Annotated in this window: 14 protein-coding genes; 6 read left to right on the top strand and 8 right to left on the bottom strand. The window is 72.1% G+C overall.

Features of this window, described 5'->3' with window-relative positions:
- Nucleotides 1-5: 5 nt before the first annotated feature.
- The 4 genes from AB0G17_RS17440 to AB0G17_RS17425 form a co-directional block, all read right to left on the bottom strand.
- Nucleotides 6-818, bottom strand: coding sequence for a papain-like cysteine protease family protein (locus AB0G17_RS17440; RefSeq protein WP_361382646.1), 813 nt, complete (start codon nucleotides 816-818; stop codon nucleotides 6-8).
- Between the two features lie 101 nt (nucleotides 819-919).
- Nucleotides 920-1,486 (bottom strand): hypothetical protein, encoded by a 567-nt coding sequence (locus AB0G17_RS17435; protein WP_361382643.1) that lies wholly within the window; start codon nucleotides 1,484-1,486, stop codon nucleotides 920-922.
- A 70-nt stretch (nucleotides 1,487-1,556) separates the two neighbouring features.
- Nucleotides 1,557-3,404 (bottom strand): RICIN domain-containing protein, encoded by a 1,848-nt coding sequence (locus tag AB0G17_RS17430; RefSeq protein WP_361382640.1) that lies wholly within the window; start codon nucleotides 3,402-3,404, stop codon nucleotides 1,557-1,559.
- A gap of 738 nt (nucleotides 3,405-4,142) precedes the next feature.
- Complete coding sequence (locus AB0G17_RS17425) at nucleotides 4,143-5,387, bottom strand: amidohydrolase family protein (protein ID WP_361382637.1); 1,245 nt, start codon at nucleotides 5,385-5,387, stop codon at nucleotides 4,143-4,145.
- Between the two features lie 308 nt (nucleotides 5,388-5,695).
- Between AB0G17_RS17425 and AB0G17_RS17420 the strand changes: the two genes are divergently transcribed.
- Both AB0G17_RS17420 and AB0G17_RS17415 read left to right on the top strand, forming a co-directional pair.
- Entirely contained in the window at nucleotides 5,696-8,662 is a 2,967-nt protein-coding gene (locus AB0G17_RS17420; RefSeq protein ID WP_361382634.1) for a BTAD domain-containing putative transcriptional regulator, read from the top strand.
- A gap of 258 nt (nucleotides 8,663-8,920) precedes the next feature.
- Nucleotides 8,921-9,241, top strand: coding sequence for a hypothetical protein (locus AB0G17_RS17415; RefSeq protein ID WP_361382630.1), 321 nt, complete (start codon nucleotides 8,921-8,923; stop codon nucleotides 9,239-9,241).
- A gap of 522 nt (nucleotides 9,242-9,763) precedes the next feature.
- Here the strand turns inward: AB0G17_RS17415 and AB0G17_RS17410 are convergent.
- Nucleotides 9,764-11,389: a FadD3 family acyl-CoA ligase gene (locus AB0G17_RS17410; protein WP_361382627.1), complete on the bottom strand. Its 1,626-nt coding sequence runs from the start codon at nucleotides 11,387-11,389 to the stop codon at nucleotides 9,764-9,766.
- Nucleotides 11,390-11,505: 116 nt separating this feature from the next.
- Here AB0G17_RS17410 and AB0G17_RS17405 point away from each other — a divergent pair, with 116 nt between their 5' ends.
- From AB0G17_RS17405 to AB0G17_RS17395, 3 genes are read left to right on the top strand one after another with little or no spacing between them, the layout of a single operon-like run.
- A complete protein-coding gene (locus tag AB0G17_RS17405; RefSeq protein WP_361382881.1) occupies nucleotides 11,506-12,648 on the top strand; it encodes a lipid-transfer protein in 1,143 nt (380 codons plus the stop codon).
- 1 nt (nucleotide 12,649) lies between these two features.
- Complete coding sequence (locus AB0G17_RS17400; RefSeq protein ID WP_361382624.1) at nucleotides 12,650-13,093, top strand: OB-fold domain-containing protein; 444 nt, start codon at nucleotides 12,650-12,652, stop codon at nucleotides 13,091-13,093.
- Nucleotides 13,090-13,875: an enoyl-CoA hydratase/isomerase family protein gene (locus tag AB0G17_RS17395; protein ID WP_361382621.1), complete on the top strand. Its 786-nt coding sequence runs from the start codon at nucleotides 13,090-13,092 to the stop codon at nucleotides 13,873-13,875. Before AB0G17_RS17400 ends, AB0G17_RS17395 begins: the two co-directional genes overlap by 4 nt.
- Before the next feature lie 85 nt (nucleotides 13,876-13,960).
- Here the strand turns inward: AB0G17_RS17395 and AB0G17_RS17390 are convergent, their stop codons facing one another.
- The 3 genes from AB0G17_RS17390 to AB0G17_RS17380 all read right to left on the bottom strand — a co-directional run bounded on the left by AB0G17_RS17390 (nucleotide 13,961) and on the right by AB0G17_RS17380 (nucleotide 18,336).
- Nucleotides 13,961-14,500, bottom strand: a complete 540-nt coding sequence (locus AB0G17_RS17390; protein ID WP_361382618.1) for a hypothetical protein — start codon at nucleotides 14,498-14,500, stop codon at nucleotides 13,961-13,963.
- A 431-nt stretch (nucleotides 14,501-14,931) separates the two neighbouring features.
- Nucleotides 14,932-17,274 carry a PQQ-binding-like beta-propeller repeat protein gene (locus AB0G17_RS17385; protein WP_361382615.1) on the bottom strand — a complete coding sequence of 781 codons (2,343 nt, stop codon included), beginning with the start codon at nucleotides 17,272-17,274 and terminating at the stop codon, nucleotides 14,932-14,934.
- Nucleotides 17,275-17,550: 276 nt separating this feature from the next.
- Complete coding sequence (locus AB0G17_RS17380) at nucleotides 17,551-18,336, bottom strand: VOC family protein (protein ID WP_361382612.1); 786 nt, start codon at nucleotides 18,334-18,336, stop codon at nucleotides 17,551-17,553.
- A 315-nt stretch (nucleotides 18,337-18,651) separates the two neighbouring features.
- On the opposite strand from AB0G17_RS17380, the gene AB0G17_RS17375 reads away from it, so the two are divergent.
- Nucleotides 18,652-19,299 carry a TetR family transcriptional regulator gene (locus tag AB0G17_RS17375; RefSeq protein WP_361382609.1) on the top strand — a complete coding sequence of 216 codons (648 nt, stop codon included), beginning with the start codon at nucleotides 18,652-18,654 and terminating at the stop codon, nucleotides 19,297-19,299.
- Nucleotides 19,300-19,358: the final 59 nt, after the last annotated feature.

The raw sequence follows: 19,358 nt of genomic DNA, 5'->3' as shown, positions 1-19,358 counted from the left end.
GTCCTCTAGCCGTGGATGCCTGTGCGCGAGTGGGTCCACCGGAAGGAGTTGTTTCCGGCGTAGGTGGAGTAGTTCCACCAGGTGTACGTCTGGGTGCTGGGCCACGGGTCGCCGACCGCCACCATGTTGCTGGTGCTGTCGTAGCCGTAGATGACGTTCATGTGGCCGCCGCCGGAGGTCCAGCCGATGCGGACGGCGAACGGGCGCCCGTTCGCGATCTCGGTCTGGGTCTCGCTGAAGGACGCGCTGCGGTACAGGTCGGTGCCGCTGTTGCGGAAGCCCATGTTCTTGAGGGCGTTGGCCATGTCGCCGAGCGTGGCGGGCTGGTTGTTGCAGTCCAGCCAGCTGTTCTGGGCGGCCAGTCGGCAGAAGTCGTACTGGGTGTAGCCGGTGTATCCCCAGTAGTTGGCGATGGTCAGGCCGGAGGCGTCCCAGCACCACTGGTTCTGGACCTGCTTCTGCATACCGATGTTGAGGGCCGTCCAGCTGGTGGGCCGGGTGGAGCTGCAGACCGGCAGGCTGCCGGTGTCCTCGCGGATGAACGCGTCGGCGAGGTAGTACGCGCCGGACCAGATCCAGCGCGAGTTGTTCTCCACGGCGTCGCCGGTGGTCCGGCAGACCATGGGGATGTGGTCGCCGACCGGAGAGCTGCCGGTGACGTTGGAGGACAGGGTGGGCAGAGACCGCTGGTTGATGGTGGGGAAGTTCCCCTGGCCGCCGACGACCGTTCCGGTGGTGGCGGCCTGGGCCTGCGGGGCGGCGGCCAGCAGGAGGCCGGCGGACAGGGCGGCGGCCACGGTGGACGCGAGTGTCCTCATGCGGGCCCGTCGGCGGGTCGGCGTATGAGCGGGTATGCGGGAATTCCTGCGGAATCTGTGCATGGGGGTTTCCTTTGTCTTGATCAAGGTGGTCGTCCTGATCAGGAAGGGCGGTTCCGGCGGCGCCGCACTCGGAAGATGGCGAGGCCGCCGATGGCGACGAGCAGGGCGGCGGCGCCGATGGCCAACGGGGTGCCTACGCCAGGTCCGCCGTCGGATTCGGTACGAGGGGCCGCCGCCGGAGGTGCTGCCGCCGGAGGTGTTGCCGCTGCCGGCGCGGCGGCCGACGGGGCGACCGGCGCGGGGGCCACGTCGGCCTGGGACTCGGCGCGGCCGAGCGCCGGGAAGGCTGTCTGTGCCGTGATGGTCCAGTGACCGGCGGGCAGCGCTTCGGCGGTGGTGAACGTTCCGGGCTCACCGGCTACTGGTACGAACCGCCAGGGCCCGACGCTGGTGCCGTCGGCCGAGGTGGCGGTGAGGGTGCCGGCGACCTTGTCCTTGACGGGGTGACCGTCGTCCTCCCAGGTCGCCTTGGTGACGGGGTGGCCGGCGGACACCGTGACGGTCAGATGGATGGTGTCGCCGTGGGCGTGCGCCGTGGCCGCGGAGCCCAGGAGGAGCAGGCCGGTGAGGGCGGCGGTCACTGCCGTGAGGCGGCGATCGGGCATGAGGGGGTGGCTCCGGTATGAGGGGGGTGGCAGGGGCCGCATGAGGACGGCCCCTGCCGTTGGTGGGGGGTCAGGATGCTTTCTGCAGGGCCCAGTTCTGGTAGTTGGAGGTGCCCGGGTCCTGGAGTTCGAGCAGCCAGGCTCCGTAGTACGGGCTGTTGCCGACACCCAGGACCAGTGAGCTGTTCTTGGCGGTCAGGCGCAGGCCGGTTCCCGACTTGGTGAGTCGCCACTGCTGGGCGTCACTGCCGGAGCAGGGCTGCTGGGCGACCCACTGGCCGGGGGCCGCGGCACCGCCGATCTGCAGGCACTTGCCCGACACGGCCGAGCGAAGGCGCGTACTGCCATCGGCGACGTCGTCGAAGTACCACTGCTGAGGGGTGAACCCATTGGGCTGGGAACCGACCAGGACGGTACCGTTCGCGCTCCCGCCGCCCCAGATCTCGGCAGCAAGACCCGTCTGACCGTTGGTCAGCGTGTACCGCGTGCCGGGCTTGGTAGCGGTGCCGCCGACGGGCGGGGTGTGGAACGACAGCGCGCGGCCGGGTCCGGAGTCGCGGCCGGCCTTGTCGCGGACCGAGACGGCGAGCCGGTAGTCGGTGTCGGGCCGCAGGTTGTAGACCCGCGCCGAGTTGGGCTGGACCCATGCCAGGTGGCTGTCGTTGAGCAGGAGCTGATACCAGGACACGGAGGACGCCGCCGGCCAGCTGACCACGGCCGAGTCGGACGTCAGCTGCCCGAGGACCGGGACGGGGCCCGTCGTCGGTCCGGTGCTGCCGGTCGGCGTCGGGGTCGGGGTCGGCTTCGGGGTGGGGGTCGGGCTCGGGTTCGGGTCGGGCCGGGTTCCACCCCCGGTCATCAGGAACTGGTTGTTCGCGACGTTCCAGTGCGTGGCGAGGTAACTGCCCGCCCTCGGACTGGTGTTGTAGTAGTCGTCGTGATTGCAGTCCAGGCGCTCGTCCTTGCTCCGCTCGGTACAGACGTTGCGCATGGTGGGGTAGTACGGCGTGTCCGAGTAGCACATGATGTCCCACTCGTCGGTGCAGTGCGCGCCTCGGCTGCTGTTCGGAGCGCTGTTGTTCACCGCACCGAGGTTGTGTCCGAGCTCGTGCGCCGCGGTGGAACCGCTCCAGCAGCCGGCGTCCGTACGGCCGTAGGAGGGGCCGAAGTTGCTGAGGTTGGCGGCGCCGGGGCGCTCGTCACCGTTGAAGGTGCCGATGCCGCAGTAGACCTTGGCGTCCGCGAAGATCATGTACTTGCGGTCGCGCCGGTCGAAACCCTTCTGCGCGAGTGCGGAGTTCAGAGCGCCGAACTCGGCGAGTGCCGAGCTCGACACCTCCACGTCGAGCACGGACGGCGTGCAGTCGGCTGCGGTCACGTACCGGATGTGCCGTACGCCCCCGGTCTCCTGCGCGCTGGCGAAGTAGATGGTGTCGGCGTCGGCGGCCCACCTGCGGAACGACGCCACGTACTCGCCGTACCGGTCGTTGCCGGGACCGTGCGCGTACACCACCTGTACCCGGTTGCCCGTACTCCCGTCGCCGTCGCACTGCACCGTTTGACCACTCGGCCCCGCCTTCCCGCTTGCGGTGCCCTGGGTGGGGGCGGCGGGCGGCGTCTTGGCGGCGGCGGTGCCCGCCTGGCGGGCGTCCACAGATGCCGTGGTGCCGGAGGACGGCTGCTCCGTGGAGGGCTTCTGGGTGGCGGGGCGGCTCGGCGTTGCGGCCGCTCCCGGTGCCTTCACGGCGGGTGGCGTGTCCTTGGAGATGTCCACGCCCTTGGGCGGCTTGTCGGGACCGTGCGTGCACCGGCCGTCGGCGGTGCGCAGGACGCCGGCGCAACGGTCGTTCTTGGGTGCGGAACTGAGGCCCTTGTAGACGAGGCCGCGCTTGCGGTCCTCGTTGGGTATTCGGGTCACCGGTTCCGGGGTCTTGTCGTGTGCGGGTGCCGGAGCGGGACCGTCCACGGCGGCCTGCGCCGCGGTGGTCTCAGGTCGGGACGAGTGGTGGTCGAAGACGCCACCGAGCGCCGCTGTACCGACGAGCGCTCCCGCCGTGACGGCTACCGCTGCGACGAGAATGCCGCGTCTTCGCCGCCGTTGCTGAACCTGTCTTCTGCGACCGGACAAGGCCACACCTCATTTCTGTGGGGGAGTTGTGGTTGGCCGGAAGTGTGCCAGAACGAATGCACGGACTGACAGGCCCGCTTTGCGCGGGGAATGGGAGCGTGCACTGCAGAACAATGCGCGGGAACAGTCGGCCCGGGGCCAATTCCCGTGCTCTGTAAGGGATTTGACAGCACGGGATCCAAAGGTCCATTCCAATGGATGGCAAACCCGAGGGGCTCCACTTAGGGAGATCGTTATCATGGAATGAGTAGCTCCACTTGTGTGCAATTGCACAGCGTGTCGACGCTCTCACCCATGATCACATTTTTGGGGAATCCGTTTAGGTAAGCCCAAGGCGCGCTTATGGAACCGCCCATGACGCATTGCAGGTACTCGGCTACAGCCCGCTGAAAAGAGCGCCCTCACCCCTGACCGCCGGCACTGGATAAGCGAGCACTGCCCGGTTGCCTCTGCCACGCGACGCGGCGGTGGCCGACGAAGTGACAGAGCACCTGCTCTGGAGCATCGGGAAGGGGTGGGGAGGGGGACTCAGCCGGCCCACAACCCGTCAGCCCCCAGCGACAGCAGCTCAATCGCGTTGCCCCGCACAATCCTCTCCACCACGTCCCCCCGCAAGTGCGCCATCTGCGACTCCCCCACCTCCTTCGACTTCGGCCACGTCGAGTCCGAGTGCGGGTAGTCCGTCTCGTACAGGACGTTGCCCACGCCGATCGCCCCCAGGTTCCGGAGGCCGAACGCGTCGTCGAAGAAGCAGCCGTAGACGTGTTCCGCGAAGAGTTCGGACGGGGGGCGGTGGACCTTGTCCGCGACTCCGCCCCAGCCGCGGTTCTCCTCCCACACCACGTCCGCCCGCTCCAGGATGTAGGGGATCCAGCCGATCTGGCCCTCCGCGTACATCACCCGCAGCCGCGGGAAGCGTTCGAACTTGCCGCTCATCAGCCAGTCGACCATCGAGAAGCAGCAGTTGGCGAAGGTGATCGTCGAGCCCACGGCCGGGGGCGCGTCCGCCGAGGTGGACGGCATCTTCGAGGACGAGCCGATGTGCATCGCTATCACCGTGCCCGTCTCGTCGCACGCCGCCAGGAACGGGTCCCAGTAGTCGGTGTGGATGGAGGGCAGGCCCAGGTGCGGGGGGATTTCGGAGAAGGCCACCGCGCGCACGCCCCGCGCCGCGTTCCGGCGTACCTCCGCCGCCGCCAGTTCCGCGTCCCACAGCGGGATGAGGGTGAGCGGGATCAGCCGGCCCCGCGCCTGCGGGCCGCACCACTCCTCCACCATCCAGTCGTTGTACGCCCGCACCGACAGCAGCCCCAGCTCCCGGTCGGCCGCCTCCGTGAACGTCTGGCCGCAGAAGCGCGGGAAGGTGGGGAAGCAGAGCGCCGACTGGACGTGGTTGACGTCCATGTCCGCGAGCCGCTCCGGGACGCTGTACGAGCCCGGCCGCATCTGCTCGTAGGTGATGACCTCCAGGCGGATCTCGTCCCTCGCGTACCCGACCGCCGTGTCGAGGCGCGTCAGCGGGCGGTGCAGGTCCTCATACACCCACCAGTCGCCGACCGGACCCTCGTCCCCCGGCGCGCCCATGACCGGTGCGAACCTGCCGCCGAGGAAGGTCATCTCCTTGAGGGGCGCGCGGACTATGCGCGGGCCCGAGTCCCGGTACTTCGACGGGAGCCGGTCCTGCCAGACGTGCGGCGGCTCCACCGTGTGGTCGTCCACCGAGATGATCCTCGGGAAGCTCTCCACGGTCTCCACAGTCTTCATGGTCTCCATGACACTTCACGGTAGACCCGATCTGACGATCCGTCAGCTCCTCATGCGTGCACGCTTCGGCCGGTCCGCCACCCGTACACCGGTCGCACCTCGGCCACTCACCCGTCACTCGTCGGCCAATCGCCCCGCCCTCCCCGCCCCGCGGCCCCCGTCCGTCTCCCGGACCGGTCCGCGGACACGCGCCGGTGACCTGTAACGAAAGTGTGCAGAGGCCTTGTGCGGAGCGTCACCCGTAGCTGACGCGCATGCCATGGACAGGGCAGACTGGCACGGGCATTACCAGCGCTACGGGGGCACAGGGGGTCGCTATGGACCGAAACGGCGAGCCGCGCATTCCGGAGCAGCGGGCTCCGGTCCCGGCAGCGGACGCCACACAGGCCGCGGACACCGCCGGCCTGCGCTTCGGCGTGCTCGGACCCGTACGCGTCTGGCGCGGCACCGAGGCCCTGCCGTCCGGCTCGCCGCAGCAGCGCGCCCTGCTCGCCGCACTGCTGCTGCGCGACGGCCGCACCGCCACCGCCGCCGAGCTCATCGACGCCATCTGGGGCGACGAACCGCCCTCCCAGGCCCTGGCCGCGGTACGGACGTACGCCTCGCGGCTGCGCAAGACCCTGGGGCCCGGGGTCCTGGTGAGCGAGTCCGGCGGCTACGCCATCCGGCTGCCCGCCGGAGTCCTCGACCTCGCCCACGCCCAGGAGCTGGCCGCCGAGGCCGAGAAGGCGCGGGCCGCGGGCGACCAGGCCCGGGCGCGCGAGCTGCTCAAGACCTCGCTCGCGCTGTGGACCGGCGAGCCGCTCGCCGGGATCTCCGGCCCGCACGCGGACACCGAGCGCACCCGGCTCGTCGAGTGGCGCCTCCAGCTCACCGAGGCGCGGCTCGACATGGAGCTGGACGCCGGGTGCCACGCCGAGGCCGTCTCCGAACTGACCGCGCTCACCGCCGCCTACCCGCTGCGCGAGCGGCTGCGCGAGCTGCTGATGCTCGCGCTCTACCGCAGCGGACGCCAGGCCGAAGCCCTCGCCGTGTACGCGGACACGCGCCGGCTGCTCGCCGACGAGCTCGGCGTCGACCCGTGCGCCGAGCTCTCCCGCCTCCAGCAGCGGATCCTGCAGGCCGACGAGGACCTGGCCCGGCCCGCCGAGGCGCCCGCCGCTCCGGCGCCCGTACGCGCGGCCCAACTCCCCGCCTCGGTACCCGATTTCACCGGACGTGTCTCCTTCGTCCAGGAACTCTCCGCCCGGCTCGCCACCGCCGACACCACCGTCATGGCCGTCTCCGCGCTCGCCGGGATCGGTGGCGTGGGCAAGACGACGCTCGCCGTGCACGTCGCCCACGCGGCCCGCCCGCACTTCCCCGACGGCCAGCTGTACGTCGACCTCCAGGGCACCGGGCCGCGCGCCTGTGAGCCGGAGGCGGTGCTCGGCGCGTTCCTGCGGGCGCTCGGCACCCCCGACGCGTCCATTCCCGACTCGCTGGAGGAGCGCGCGGCCCTGTTCCGCTCCACGCTCGACGGCCGCCGCGTCCTGGTCCTGCTCGACAACGCGCGCGACGCCGCGCAGGTGCGCCCCCTGCTGCCCGGCACGGCGGGCTGCGCCGCGCTGGTCACCAGCCGGATCCGGATGCTGGACCTGGCCGGGGCCTACCTGGTGGACCTGGACGTGATGTCCCCGGAGGAGGCCCTCCAGCTCTTCACGAAGATCGTGGGCGAGGAGCGGGTGGGTGCCGAGCGCCAGTCGGCGCTCGACGTCGTGGCCGCCTGCGGCTTCCTGCCGCTGGCGATCCGCATCGCCGCCTCCCGGCTCGCCTCCCGCCGCACCTGGACCGTCTCGGTCCTCGCCGCCAAGCTCGCCGACGAGCGGCGCCGTCTGGACGAGCTCCAGGCGGGCGACCTCGCGGTCAAGGCCACCTTCGAACTCGGCTACGGCCAGCTGGAGCCCGCCCAGGCGCGCGCCTTCCGGCTCCTCGGCCTGCCGGACGGCTCGGACATCTCGCTGGCCGCGGCCGCCGCCGTACTGGACCTGCCGCTCCAGGACACCGAGGACCTGCTCGAATCCCTCGTCGACACCAGCCTGGTGGAGTCGGCGGCCCCCGGCCGCTACCGCTACCACGATCTCGTACGGCTCTACGCGCGTGCGTGCGCCGAGCGCGACGAGGACCCGCCGTCCGAGCGCGCCGCGGCGATGTCCCGGCTGCTCGACTTCTATCTGGCCACGGCCGCCCGGGTGTACGCGATCGAGCGGCCGGGCGACCGGCTGGTGGAGCACCTGGCGCCGACCCAGTACCCGGGGCTGCCGTTCGCGGACGGGCACGCGGCGGTGGACTGGCTGTACGCGGAGGCCAACTGTCTGCTCTCGTGCGTCCACCAGTGCGCGGGCGACCCCGCGCTGCTGCGGCGCGCGGTGGACCTGCTGTGGGCGGCGAAGGACCTCGCCGAGTCGGGGGCCAACTCGCGGCAGTACGAGACCACGGCGGTGGCGGTACGCGACGCCGCGCACGAGCGGGGCGACGCGAGCGCGGAGGCGCGGGCCCGGCTCGCGCTCTCCACCGTGCTGCTCGTCTCCGGCCGGTTCGCGCAGGCCGACGAGGAGGCGCGGGTCTCCTCGCTGCTCGCCAAGGAGGCCGGCGACCCGATGCCGGCCGGGGCCGCGCCCACCGACCGCGGGATCATCGCGTTCTACCAGAACCGGCACGCCGACGGTGAGCGCTTCCTGCAGGAGGCGATCGACAACTACCGCGCCGACGGCAACCGGCCGGGCGAGGCGAGCGCGCTGTGCAACCTCTCCCGTATCCACGTGAACATGGGCCGTACGGCGAGCGCGGTCGAACTCGCCCAGCGCGGGCTGGACATCTTCAGCGAGATGGGTCTGGCCCTGCGGGTCGCCAACGGCCGCTTCGCGCTGGGCATCGCGCTGACGCGGGCGGGGCGGCTGGACGAGGCGCTGTCCCAACTGGGCGAGTCCCTGCAGGTCTTCCAGGACAACCGCCAGCGGCTGTGGGAGGGCACGACCCACTTCCGTATCGCCGAGGCCCATTTCGCGGCGCGCCGCCCGGCGCGGGCGGCCCAGCACGCGGAGCAGGCGCTGGCGCTGCGCTGCATCGGCGGCGAGTGGATGCGCGGCAACGTCCTGACGACGCTGGGCCGCGCCCTGGACCAGCTCGGCCAGGCGGACCGGGCCCGCGCGTGCTGGCGCGAGGCGCTGGCCATCTACGAGTCGACGGGCGCGGCGGAGGCCAAGGACGTACGGCAGTTGCTGAGCCCGATGGCGGCGGCGTAACGCGGGAGTTCCGCCGGCTCGGACGGCTGTCGGCCGCACCTGTCCAAGGGGTTGCCGAGGCCGTTTAGCCATCGTTTATCGCCCCTCGGCACTCTCTTACTCAACGATCCGCCGCGTCGGGGGGCAGGCGGGTCGACGGTGGGCCTCCCCGCTACTGTGGACGGCCCTTGCAGTGCCCGTCCGGCGACCCTCGGGGGAGCCGCCGGGCGGGCACCGTTCACAGCACGACATGCAGCAAACTCAGGGGAGCTGAACACGATGAGTGACGGTAACAAGCCCGAGATCGGCGACACCACCACGCAGGAGAACCACGCGGGAAGCCCGGGCTCCGGCACGGGTACGGGCACGATCATCCCGATGGAGAACCACGCGGGCCTGCGCGGCGGCGACGCCACGATCAAGCCCATGGAGAACCACGCGGGTCTGCTGGGCGGGGACGCCACGATCAGGCCCCTGGAGAACCACGCCGGGCTCGTAGGGCCGGGCGGCCCGGTCAAGCCGATGGAGAACCACGCGGGCCTGATCGGTACGGACGTCCTCAAGCCCCAGGAGAACCACGCGGGTTCCGAAGAGGCCTGAGCACCACCTGAGTGCCACTGCTGTACGGGGACCGGCCGCGGCGACGTGGAGGGGGGGTCGTCGCGGCCGGCGACACACGGGGGACACGGGGGAAGTACGGGGGAACACGGGGGAACCACCGGGCCACGGGGGAACGGGGGTCACGGGGGAGCGGGGGCTCGCCGGGGGCGCGTACTTGGGGGTGCGCGTCCCCGACGGGGAGCACGGGGGAAGTACGGGGGGAACGGGGGAAGTACGGGGGAAACCAAGCGCCCCGCGGCCGGACGTGCCGCGGGGCGCTTGGTGTCGGGGAAGCACCACCGTGCCTGCGGCCCTGGCCCGCCGTTCGTCTGCGGGTCGGCTGTGGCTGGGTGCTGGCCGAGAAGCCGCCCGGGCGAGAGGGTGCAGGGGGCGCAGCCCCCGCTCGGGGTCCGGGGGCAAAGCCCCCGAGGGGTGCAGGGGGCGCAGCCCCCGCTCGGGGTCCGGGGGCGAAGCCCCCGGGAAACTGCCCCCTACCTCCTCCCACCCCCACCCCCGGAGGGTTCAGGGAAGGGGCGGGGTGGGGGAGAGCTCCCGTAGCGCACCCTTCACCACCTTCCCCCCGGCGTTCCGCGGCAACTCCCCCACGAACCACACCTCCCGCGGCACCTTGAAGTTCGCCATCTCCCGCCGTGCCCACGCGATCAGCTCGTCCGCCGTCAGGGCCGAGCCGGGGCGGCGGACCACGAACGCGCGTCCCACCTCCCCCAGCCGCCCGTCCGGCACCCCCACCACCGCCACGTCCGCCACCCCCGGATGCAGTCCGAGCACCTGCTCGATCTCGGCGGGGTACGCGTTGAAGCCCCCGACGATGAACATGTCCTTGATCCGGTCCGTGATCCGCAGGTTGCCCGCCGCGTCCAGGACCCCCACGTCCCCGGTCCGCAGCCACCCGTCCTCCGTGATCGCCCGCGCCGTCTCCGCCTCGTCCTCGAAGTAGCCGCGCATCACGTTGAAGCCGCGCACCTGCACCTCCCCCGGAGCGCCCGGCGCCGCCAGGACCCGTACCTCCGTACCCGGTATCGCCCGCCCGGACGTGGACGCGATCACCTCCGCCGGGTCGCCGCGGCGGCACATCGTGACGATGCCGCTCGCCTCGGAGAGGCCGTACGCCGTGAGCACCGTCCCGATGCCGAGCTCCGTGCGCAGCCGCTCGACGAGCCGCAGCGGGACGACCGCCGCGCCGGTCACCACGAGCCGCAGCGCGGACAGGTCGTGGGCCGCGCGCGCCGGGTGGTCGAGGAGGGACTGGTGGAGGGTGGGCGGACCCGGCAGTACGGAGATCCGCTCGGCGGCGATGTTCGCGAGCACGGTCTCCACGTCGAACACCGGCTGCGGCACCATCGTCGCGCCCCGCATCAGACAGGCGATGATGCCCGCCTTGTATCCGAAGGTGTGGAAGAACGGGTTCACGATCAGATAGCGGTCGCCCTCCCGCAGACCCGCCAGCTCGCTCCAGATGGCGTACCCCCGCAGCGTCTGCGCGTGGGTGATCACCGCGCCCTTGGGGCGGCCCGTCGTGCCGGAGGTGAAGACGATGTCCGAGGGGGCGGAGGGGGCCACCGCGTCCGCCCGCCCTCGTACGTCCGCCGCCGGGACGCCCTCCCCCGCCGCCAGGAAGTCCTTCCAGGTCCAGAAGTCGTCCGGCGCGTCCTCCGCGAGGACCACCACCCGTTCCAGATGCGGCAGTCCGGGCAGCGGCCCGGCGCCCTCGCCCTCGGCGGCGGCACGCCGCAAGGTGGCAACGTACGACGTGCCCAGGAACGTTCCCGTGATGAACAACAGCTTCGCCCGGCTGCGCTCCAGGACGTACGCCGCCTCCGCCCCCTTGAACCGCGTGTTCAGCGGGACGAGCACCGCCCCGGCCGTGACCGCGCCGAGCGCGGAGACGATCCAGTCCAGGGTGTTGGGCGCCCACACCGCGACCTGGTCGCCGCTCTCCACCCCGGCCGCCATACAGGCCGCCGCCGCCCGTTCGACCCGCTCGCCCAGCTCCGCGTACGAGACGCGGGTGCGGCCCTCGACGACGGCCTCCCGCTGTCCGTACCGCTCGGCCGCGTCCCGTACGAGGCCGGGGACCGAGCCCCACTCCAGATCTCCCCGCCGGTCTCCCCTCAGCGTTCCCCGCATGGCAAGCCCTCCCACCACAGTAGCTGACTACCCGTCAGATTAGCTGTACCCTTCCTCGCTGTCAGCAGCAATCCAGCAGCGGTGACGCACGGCGATCGCGGAGGTGGCGGGTGTCGATGCTCAAGGACGCGACGGCAATCGCGGGCATAGGCCAGACGGAGTTCGCCCGCCGACTGGGCGACTCCGAGAAGAAGTTGGCCTGCCGGGCCATCCTCGCCGCGCTCGACGACGCGGGCATCTCCCCCTCCGAGGTGGACGGCTTCGCCTCGTACACGATGGAGGAGACCGACGAGGTCGAGATCGCCAAGTCCATCGGCGCCGGCGACGTCACCTTCTTCGGCAAGGTCGGCTTCGGCGGCGGCGGTTCGTGCGCCACCGTCGCCCACCTGGCCACCGCCATCGCCACCGGCCAGGCGAACGTGGGGGTCGCCTGGCGCTCCCGCAAACGCGGCAGCGGCCCCCGGCCGTGGACCAACACGACCGTCCAACTGCCCACCCCCGCCCAGTGGACGCGCCCCTTCGGGCTGCTGCGGCCCGCCGACGAGATCGGCATGCTGGCGCGGCGCTATATGCACGAGTACGGCGCCACCCGCGACCACCTCTTCAACGTCGCCCTCGCCTGCCGCAACCGCGCCAACCAGAACCCGGCCGCGATCATGTACGAGCGCCCGCTGACCCGCGAGATGTACATGACCGCCCGCTGGATCAGCGAACCGCTCTGCCTCTTCGACAACTGCCTGGAGACGGACGGCGCGCTGGCCTGCGTGATCGTCTCAGCCGAGCGAGCCCGCGACTGTCGGCACAGGCCCGTGTACGTGCACTCCGCCGCCCAGGGCCTGCCCGCGCAGCACCACGGCATGGTCAACTACTGGAACGACGACCCGCTGACCGGCCCCGCCTGGACCGCCGCCCGCCACCTGTGGAAACAGGCGGACTTCGGCCCCCAGGACGTCGACGTCGCCCAGATCTACGACGCGTTCACCCCGCTCGTGCCGCTCTCCCTGGAGGGCTACGGCTTCTGCGGCCGGGGCGAGGGCGCCGCCTTCACCGAGGGCGGCGCCCTGGAGATCGGCGGCCGGCTGCCGTTCAACACGGGCGGCGGCGGCCTGAGCGAGGCGTACGTGCACGGCTTCAACCTCATCAACGAGGGCGTCAAGCAGCTGCGCGGCACCTCCACGGCGCAGGTCCCCGACGCCGCGACCTGCCTGGTCACGGCGGGCGAGGGTGTGCCCACGTCCGCGATCCTGCTGAGGAGTTGAGATGCTGGCCCCGGTGACCGACGACGACGGCGCCCCGTTCTGGGAGTACGCCGCGCGAGGCGAACTGCGCGTCCAGGCCTGCGCCGCCCCCGGCTGCGGACGGCTGCGCTTCCCGCCCCGGCCGTGCTGCCCGCACTGCCACTCCTTCGACAGCGAGTGGCGCCGGATGTCCGGCCGCGGCCGCATCTGGTCCTACGTCTTCCCGCACCCCCCGCTCCTGCCGGAGTACGCGGCCCAGGCCCCGTACAACGCGGTGGTCGTCGAACTCGTCGAGGACCCGCTGATCCGCCTCGTCGGCAACGTCGTCGCGGAGCCGGACGCGCCCCTGGACTCGGTGGCGCCGGAGCGGCTGCGGATCGGGGCGCGGGTGCAGGTGGCGTTCACCGAGCTGCCCACCGCCTCCGGCGTCATGACGCTCCCCCGCTGGCTCCTGGAGCGCGCATGACGCTGGAGGTCGTACGGGACGAGGGGACGGGCGTGGCGGTGGTGCGGCTGAACCGCCCGCACCGGCTCAACGCGATAGACGTCGAGACGGCGGCCGAACTGTCCGCCTCTTGGCGGCGGTTCCGCTACGACGACGCCGTACGGGCCGTCGTCCTGACCGGGACGGGCGAGAAGGCGTTCTGCACCGGCATCGACCGCGCGGCCGAGGTCCCGCAGCCCTCGTCCCCGTACTCGATCGACGACCCTCTCCTCACGATCGGCCCCAAGGCGAACGACCTGTGGAAGCCGGTGATCGCGGCGGTGCGCGGGATGGCGTGCGGCGGGGCGTTCTATCTGCTGGGCGAGGCGGAGTTCGTGATCGCCGCCGAGGACGCCACGTTCTTCGACCCGCATACGACGTACGGGATGGTCAGCGCGTACGAGTCCGCCTACCTGGCCACCCGTATGCCCTTCGGGGAGGCGGCCCGGCTCGCCCTGATGGGCACGGCGGAACGCCTCTCGGCCCGCAGGGCGTACGAAACGGGCCTGGTCAGCGAGGTGACGCCGCCGGGCGACGAGGTCCGGGCAGCGCTGACCTGTGCGGAGACCCTGGCCTCGTACCCCACGGAAGCGGTCCAGGGCACGGTCCGCGCCCTCTGGACGACCCGCACCCCCACGCTGCCCCAGTCGTTCGCGCAGGCCCCGCATCTGATCGCGCTGGGCAACCTGCCGCCGGAGAGGCAGGCGGAGCTGTTCGGGGGGAGGGGGGCGGGGAGCGGGGGCGGGGGGTTCAGGTTGAGGTGAGGTGGGGCCGGGAGGGACGGGGAGGGCCGAAGCCGTCAGCTCGGCTGAGCTCGGCTCGGCTCACCTCAGTCCAGCTCGGCTCCGCTCAGCTCCACTCCATGACCCGGGCCACGCGGCACTCCTTGACCTTGTCGACCCGCGACGGCAGCGCCATCGGCACCTGCACGCTCTGCGCCGCCCCCGCGTCGAGGGTCACGAACGTGGAGCCCGTGTCGACGGTCTCGTCGGCCGCGCCGAGGAAGTCGACCTGCAGGCGGTAGCGGTGACTGCCGCTCGCCGGCGAGTCACCGGTGACGCGTACGGTCGCGGAAGTGACGGCCGGGCGCTTGCCCTTGGCGGGCGAGACACAGGTGACGACCGTTCCCGTGGCGGTGGCCGAGGGGGACGGCGTGGGGCTCGCGGTGTAGCTCGACCCGGAGCTGGAGCCGGAGCCGGAGCCGGAGCCGCCGGTGCTGTCGTAGTCGTCGTCGTGGCGGTAGCTCGAACCGCCGTTGCCCGAACTGCCGTTACTCTTGTGGGAGTTGGAGCAGCCGCCACCACCGCTGCTCTTGCCGTGGCCGTGGCCGTGCCCGGAGAACCCGGTGAGCGCCAGCACCACTCCGGCCAGTACGGCCGTGAACCTCATCCGTCGACGGAACACCGTTTCCTACCCCCCGCATGAAAGCCTGCCGAAGACCGCCGACACCGTAACAGGAGGGGCGGGGTGGGCGGGGGCTCTCGCTTTCGGGCGGGGGGTGGGTGCGGGGCGCGGGGGTCCGGTGGTCTGCGGGCGGGGTGGGGAGTAGCGTCTTCAGCGAGAGCCGGGGTGGGTGGTTCGCCGTGTTTCCGCCCGCGGGCCGTGTCGCCCCGCGCTCGTGATCGGCGGCCGCCGTTCCAGCCCCTTCCGTGCCGGGTACGACGGCCGTCCCGGGGCGGTTTTCCGCTCCCCGCCCCACCCCTTCCCGAAAGCCCTCGCCGGGCAGCTGGGGCTGCGGCTGCGGCTGGGCCTGGACGGAGGCAACTTTCCCGGGCTGCGCCCGGGCCCCGGTTCGTCTGCGCGCCGTGAGGGGCCGGGCCTCATCGGGGCGACGTCGCCGTCCCCTTCACCGCGTCCAGCGCGTACACACACCGATCCTTGCTGCACGCATAGACCACCCCGTTCCGAGCCACCGGCGAGCCCGTGATCTCGCCCCCCGTCGCCAGCTTCCAGCGGAGTTGGCCGCCCGCCGCGTCCAGCGTGTACAGGCAGTGGTCGGCCGAGCCGAAGTGGATGCGGCCGTCGGCCACCACCGGTGCCCCCACCACCTCCGCACCCGCCGCGAAGCGCCACTTGGGGGTGGAGGTGACCGCGTCCAGCGTGTACAGCGCGCTGCCACTGCCCACGTGGATGTTGCCGTCGGCCACCAGCACCGGCTCGATGGACTGGCGGGACTCCGTCGCGATGCGCCAGCGGTCCTTGCCGGTGGCCGCGTCCAGCGCGTACACCGTGCCGAGGTAGTCCGCCAGGTACACGCCGCCCCCGGCCACCGCCGGGCCCGGTGCGAAGGCCGGCGGGCAGAGGAAGACCGCCGGGGCCTCGAAGTGCCAGCGGACGTGGCCGCTGGCGATGTCGATGGAGAGGACACGGGTGCCCGCCGAGACGTACACGTAGCCGTCCGACGCCGGGGCGAGGCGGACCGGGACCCCGCCGCACGACGCCGCGTCGCCCACGGGGTACGACCAGCGCTCGACGCCCGTACGCGCGTCCAGCGCACGCAGCCGCGCGTCCTGCCACACGTACGCCGTGCCCTCGTGGATCACCGGACCGGCCTCGGGGGTCTCGAAGTCGCTCTGGGCTCCGGTGATCTCCCACAGCTTCTCGCCGTTCGCGGCCTCCCAGGCCTGTACGCCGCCGCCCCGCGTCGCGGTGACGATCGTGCCCCGGTCCGCCTTGAGGGCGTACACCCAGGCGTCGGTCGGCAGGCGCCACAGCTCGCGGCCGTCCGTCGCGTCCAGCGCGTACAGCGTCGGGCCGTCCGAGGCGTGGATCCGGCCCGCCTCCACGGCCATCGCCCAGGCCACGTCACGGGTCTTGAACTGGCGCCGGCCACTGGCCACGTCCAGCGCGTGCACCTCGAAGGAGGTGACGTAGAGGAGATCGCCCGCCACGGCCGGGGTGCCCCACACGTCGTTCGACATGCGGAAGCGCCAGGGCCGCCAGCGGCCGGGCGGCTCGGGTGAGCGGGTCGGGGCCGGGACGGGCGGTGCCGCTGCCGGTGCCCCGTTCGCCGGGGGCCGGTCCGGTCTGCCCAGGGCGCCGCCTGCCGGGAATCTGACCCACCCCGTGGCAGGGCTGGCCTCGGCCACCGCGCGCGCCCCGTCGATGACCCGGGGTCCGGGCCCGATCGGCACCTTCGCCCCGGCCAGCCGCACGGGCCCGTCCGGCACGGCCTCCGGCAGGGAGGGCTGGTGCGGCGGCTGATACGGCGGGCGCGGCGGCGGCGAGGGGTCCACGGACTGGGCGACCGGCTGCGCCACCGGCTTGGCCCGGCCGCCGCCCCGGCGCTGCTCGATCATCGCCACCGACCGGTCCGGCAGCCACGCCGACGCGGTGCCGCTGTCGTCGGAGCCGCCGAAGAGGTGCGGGGCGAGCTGCGCCTGGAGGTCCTCGGGCGAGGGCCGCAGCCCGGCCTCCATCTGCATACAGGACTCGATGAGCGGGCGCAGCTCGTCCGGCAGACCGGTCACGTCCGGGCCCTCGCGCAGCAGCATGAAGACGGTCTCGACCGGGTTGGCGCCGTGGAAGGGGGCATGGCCGGTCGCCGCGAAGACCAGCGTCGAGCCGAGCGAGAACACATCGCTCGCGCCGGTCACGCTGCGCGAGTCCTTCGCCTGCTCGGGCGACATGTACGCGGGCGTGCCGACAGCCACGTTCGTCATGGTCAGGCGCGTGTTGGAGACGCCCGACGCGATACCGAAGTCGATCACCCGGGGGCCGTCCTCGACCACCAGGACGTTGGACGGCTTCAGGTCGCGGTGGACCAGGCCCGCCCCGTGGATGGACTGCAGTGCCTCGGCGATGCCGGCCGCGAGCCAGCGCACCGCCTGGGCCGGGAGCGGCCCGCACTCGTTCACTATTTCTTCCAGCGAGGGCGCCGGTACGTACGCGGTGGCCAGCCACGGCACCGCCGCGCGCGGGTCGGCGTCGACCACGGCGGCCGTGTAGAAACCGCTGACCGCCCGGGCCGCCTCCACCTCGCGGGTGAAGCGGACCCGGAACAGCTGGTCCTCGGCGAGCTCCGTGCGCACCGTCTTGATCGCCACGCGGCGGCCGGACGCCGAGCGCGCCAGATAGACCAGCCCCATGCCGCCGGCACCGAGCCGTCCCAGCACCTCGAAGGGGCCGATCCGCCTCGGGTCGTGCTGCGTCAGCTGCTCCACTTGCCTGCCACCTCCCCGTACGGGCCCTAAGTATCAACGCGTCGCAACAAGGCCCCGTGCAGCGTCTCACGCGCCGCCCCGATTCTTCCTGCCGGAGGCGCCCGGTGGCCAACCTGTTCACGGATCGGGATGTCTCGCCCCGATCCGGGCATCCCGCACCCGCTCCCCTCTCAGCCCCGGCCCAGCCCCGGCCCCGGGGCTCAGCCCCGCGCCCGCTCCCCTCTCAGCCCCGGCCCAGCCCCGGCCCCGCGGCTCAGCCCCGCACCCGCTCCCGTCTCAGTCCCGCTGGAGGACGGCGAAGCTCGCGCCCTGGTCGTCGTGGAGCACCGCCATCCGGCCGTACGCGATGTCGAACGGCTCGGCCTTGAGACGGCCGCCCAGCTCCACGCAGGCGGCGGCCGTGGCGTCGCAGTCCGCCACCGCGAAGTACACCAGGAAGTGGGCAGGCATCTCGGGAGGGAAGGTGTCCCCCATCAGAGCGCGGCCGCCGAAGGCGGTGTCGGGGCCGGGCGCGGCGCCCGCGGGCGACCAGGTGCGGAAGTCGCCGTCGGTCCCGTCGAGGTCGTCGCCCTCGAAGCCGAACACCGACTCGTAGAAGGCGTCGGCCCGCGCGGCGTCCCGGACGTAGACCTCGGCCCAGCAGAAGGAGCCCGGCTCGCCGGTCCTCTCGAAGCCGGTGTGGCTGCCCGCCTGCCAGAGGCCGAAGACCGCGCCGTCGGGGTCGGCGGCGACCGCCGCCGTGCCGAACGGTCCGACCGCCACCGGGCCGGTCAGCAGCCGGCCGCCCGCCTGGGTGATCCGCACCGCGAGCCCCGCCGCGTCGGGTGTCGCGAAGTACACGCCCCAGGCGGTCGGCATGCGGCCGTCCCGCTTGGGGACGAGGGCGGCGACGCGCTTTCCCTCGCTGTAGGCGTTGGTGTAGTAGCCGTACGCCGCGTCCGCGTCGTCGTCGAACGTCCAGCCCAGCAGTGCGCCGTAGAACCGCTTGCCGGCCGCCAGGTCGGGCAGCGTCGCGTCGGCCCAGCACGGCGCGCCCTCCGGATATCCGTCATATCCGCCCATGCTCCCGGTCCCTTCCTGGGGTAGCCCCGCCCGAAGTGCGCCCTGTGCGGTGAAGCTAACGGCGCCGGCCACGCCCCGCAGCGACGTAAATCGAACAAGCGATCTACTTTCTGATCACTTTAGCCACCTACGCCCTTTTCCCGCGCGGGTTGTCCACAGAATGTGTCCACAGGCTGTTGATAACACCATTCGAGTGGCGGACGCCCGGTCGACCCGGCGGCGCTGCGGGGGCCCACTCGACGCGCGCGTCAACCCCCGGCCCCCATTTGCAGTCGGCCGAATCGCGCTCCGATCACCCCTCGGTAAGCTGACGGCATGACAGGACAAGTACGCACCGTCGACGGCCGCGTGGCCGGCCGACGCGGCCAGGCGACGCGGCAGAAGCTGCTCGACTGCCTCAGCGAGATGCTCAGCTCCTCGCCGTACCGGGACGTCAAAGTCATCGACGTGGCCCGGAAGGCGGGCACTTCACCCGCGACCTTCTACCAGTACTTCCCGGACGTCGAGGGCGCCGTCCTGGAGATCGCGGAGGAAATGGCCAAGAAGGGCGCGGCGTTGACCGGCCTCGTCGAGGGCCGCTCCTGGGTCGGCAAGGCCGGATGGCAGACAGCGGAGGAACTGGTCGAGGGATTCCTCGACTTCTGGCGCAAGAACGACGCGATCCTTCGTGTGGTGGATCTGGGCGCGGCCGAGGGCGACAAACGGTTCTACAAGATCCGTATGAAGATCCTCAACTCCGTGAACAACTCCCTTACGGACGCGGTGAAGGAGCTCCAGTCGAAGGGCAAGGTCGACAAGGACGTCAGCCCCGCGGCGATGGCGGGCTCGATCGTCGCGATGCTCGCGGCGGTCGCCTCGCACCAGAAGGGCTTCCAGACCTGGGGCGTCAAGCAGGCCGAGCTGAAGCCGAACCTGGCGCTGCTCGTGCATCTGGGCATCACCGGCAAGAAGCCGACGAAGTAGAGGCGGCGGAGGGAACCGGGGCGCGCGCCCTCAAGTCCTGTCGCGCGGGCGGCGGTTCA

The organism is Streptomyces sp. NPDC023838, from assembly GCF_040639555.1.
GTDB lineage: Bacteria > Actinomycetota > Actinomycetes > Streptomycetales > Streptomycetaceae > Streptomyces.
This window is presented reverse-complemented; position numbering and strand designations above follow the sequence as displayed.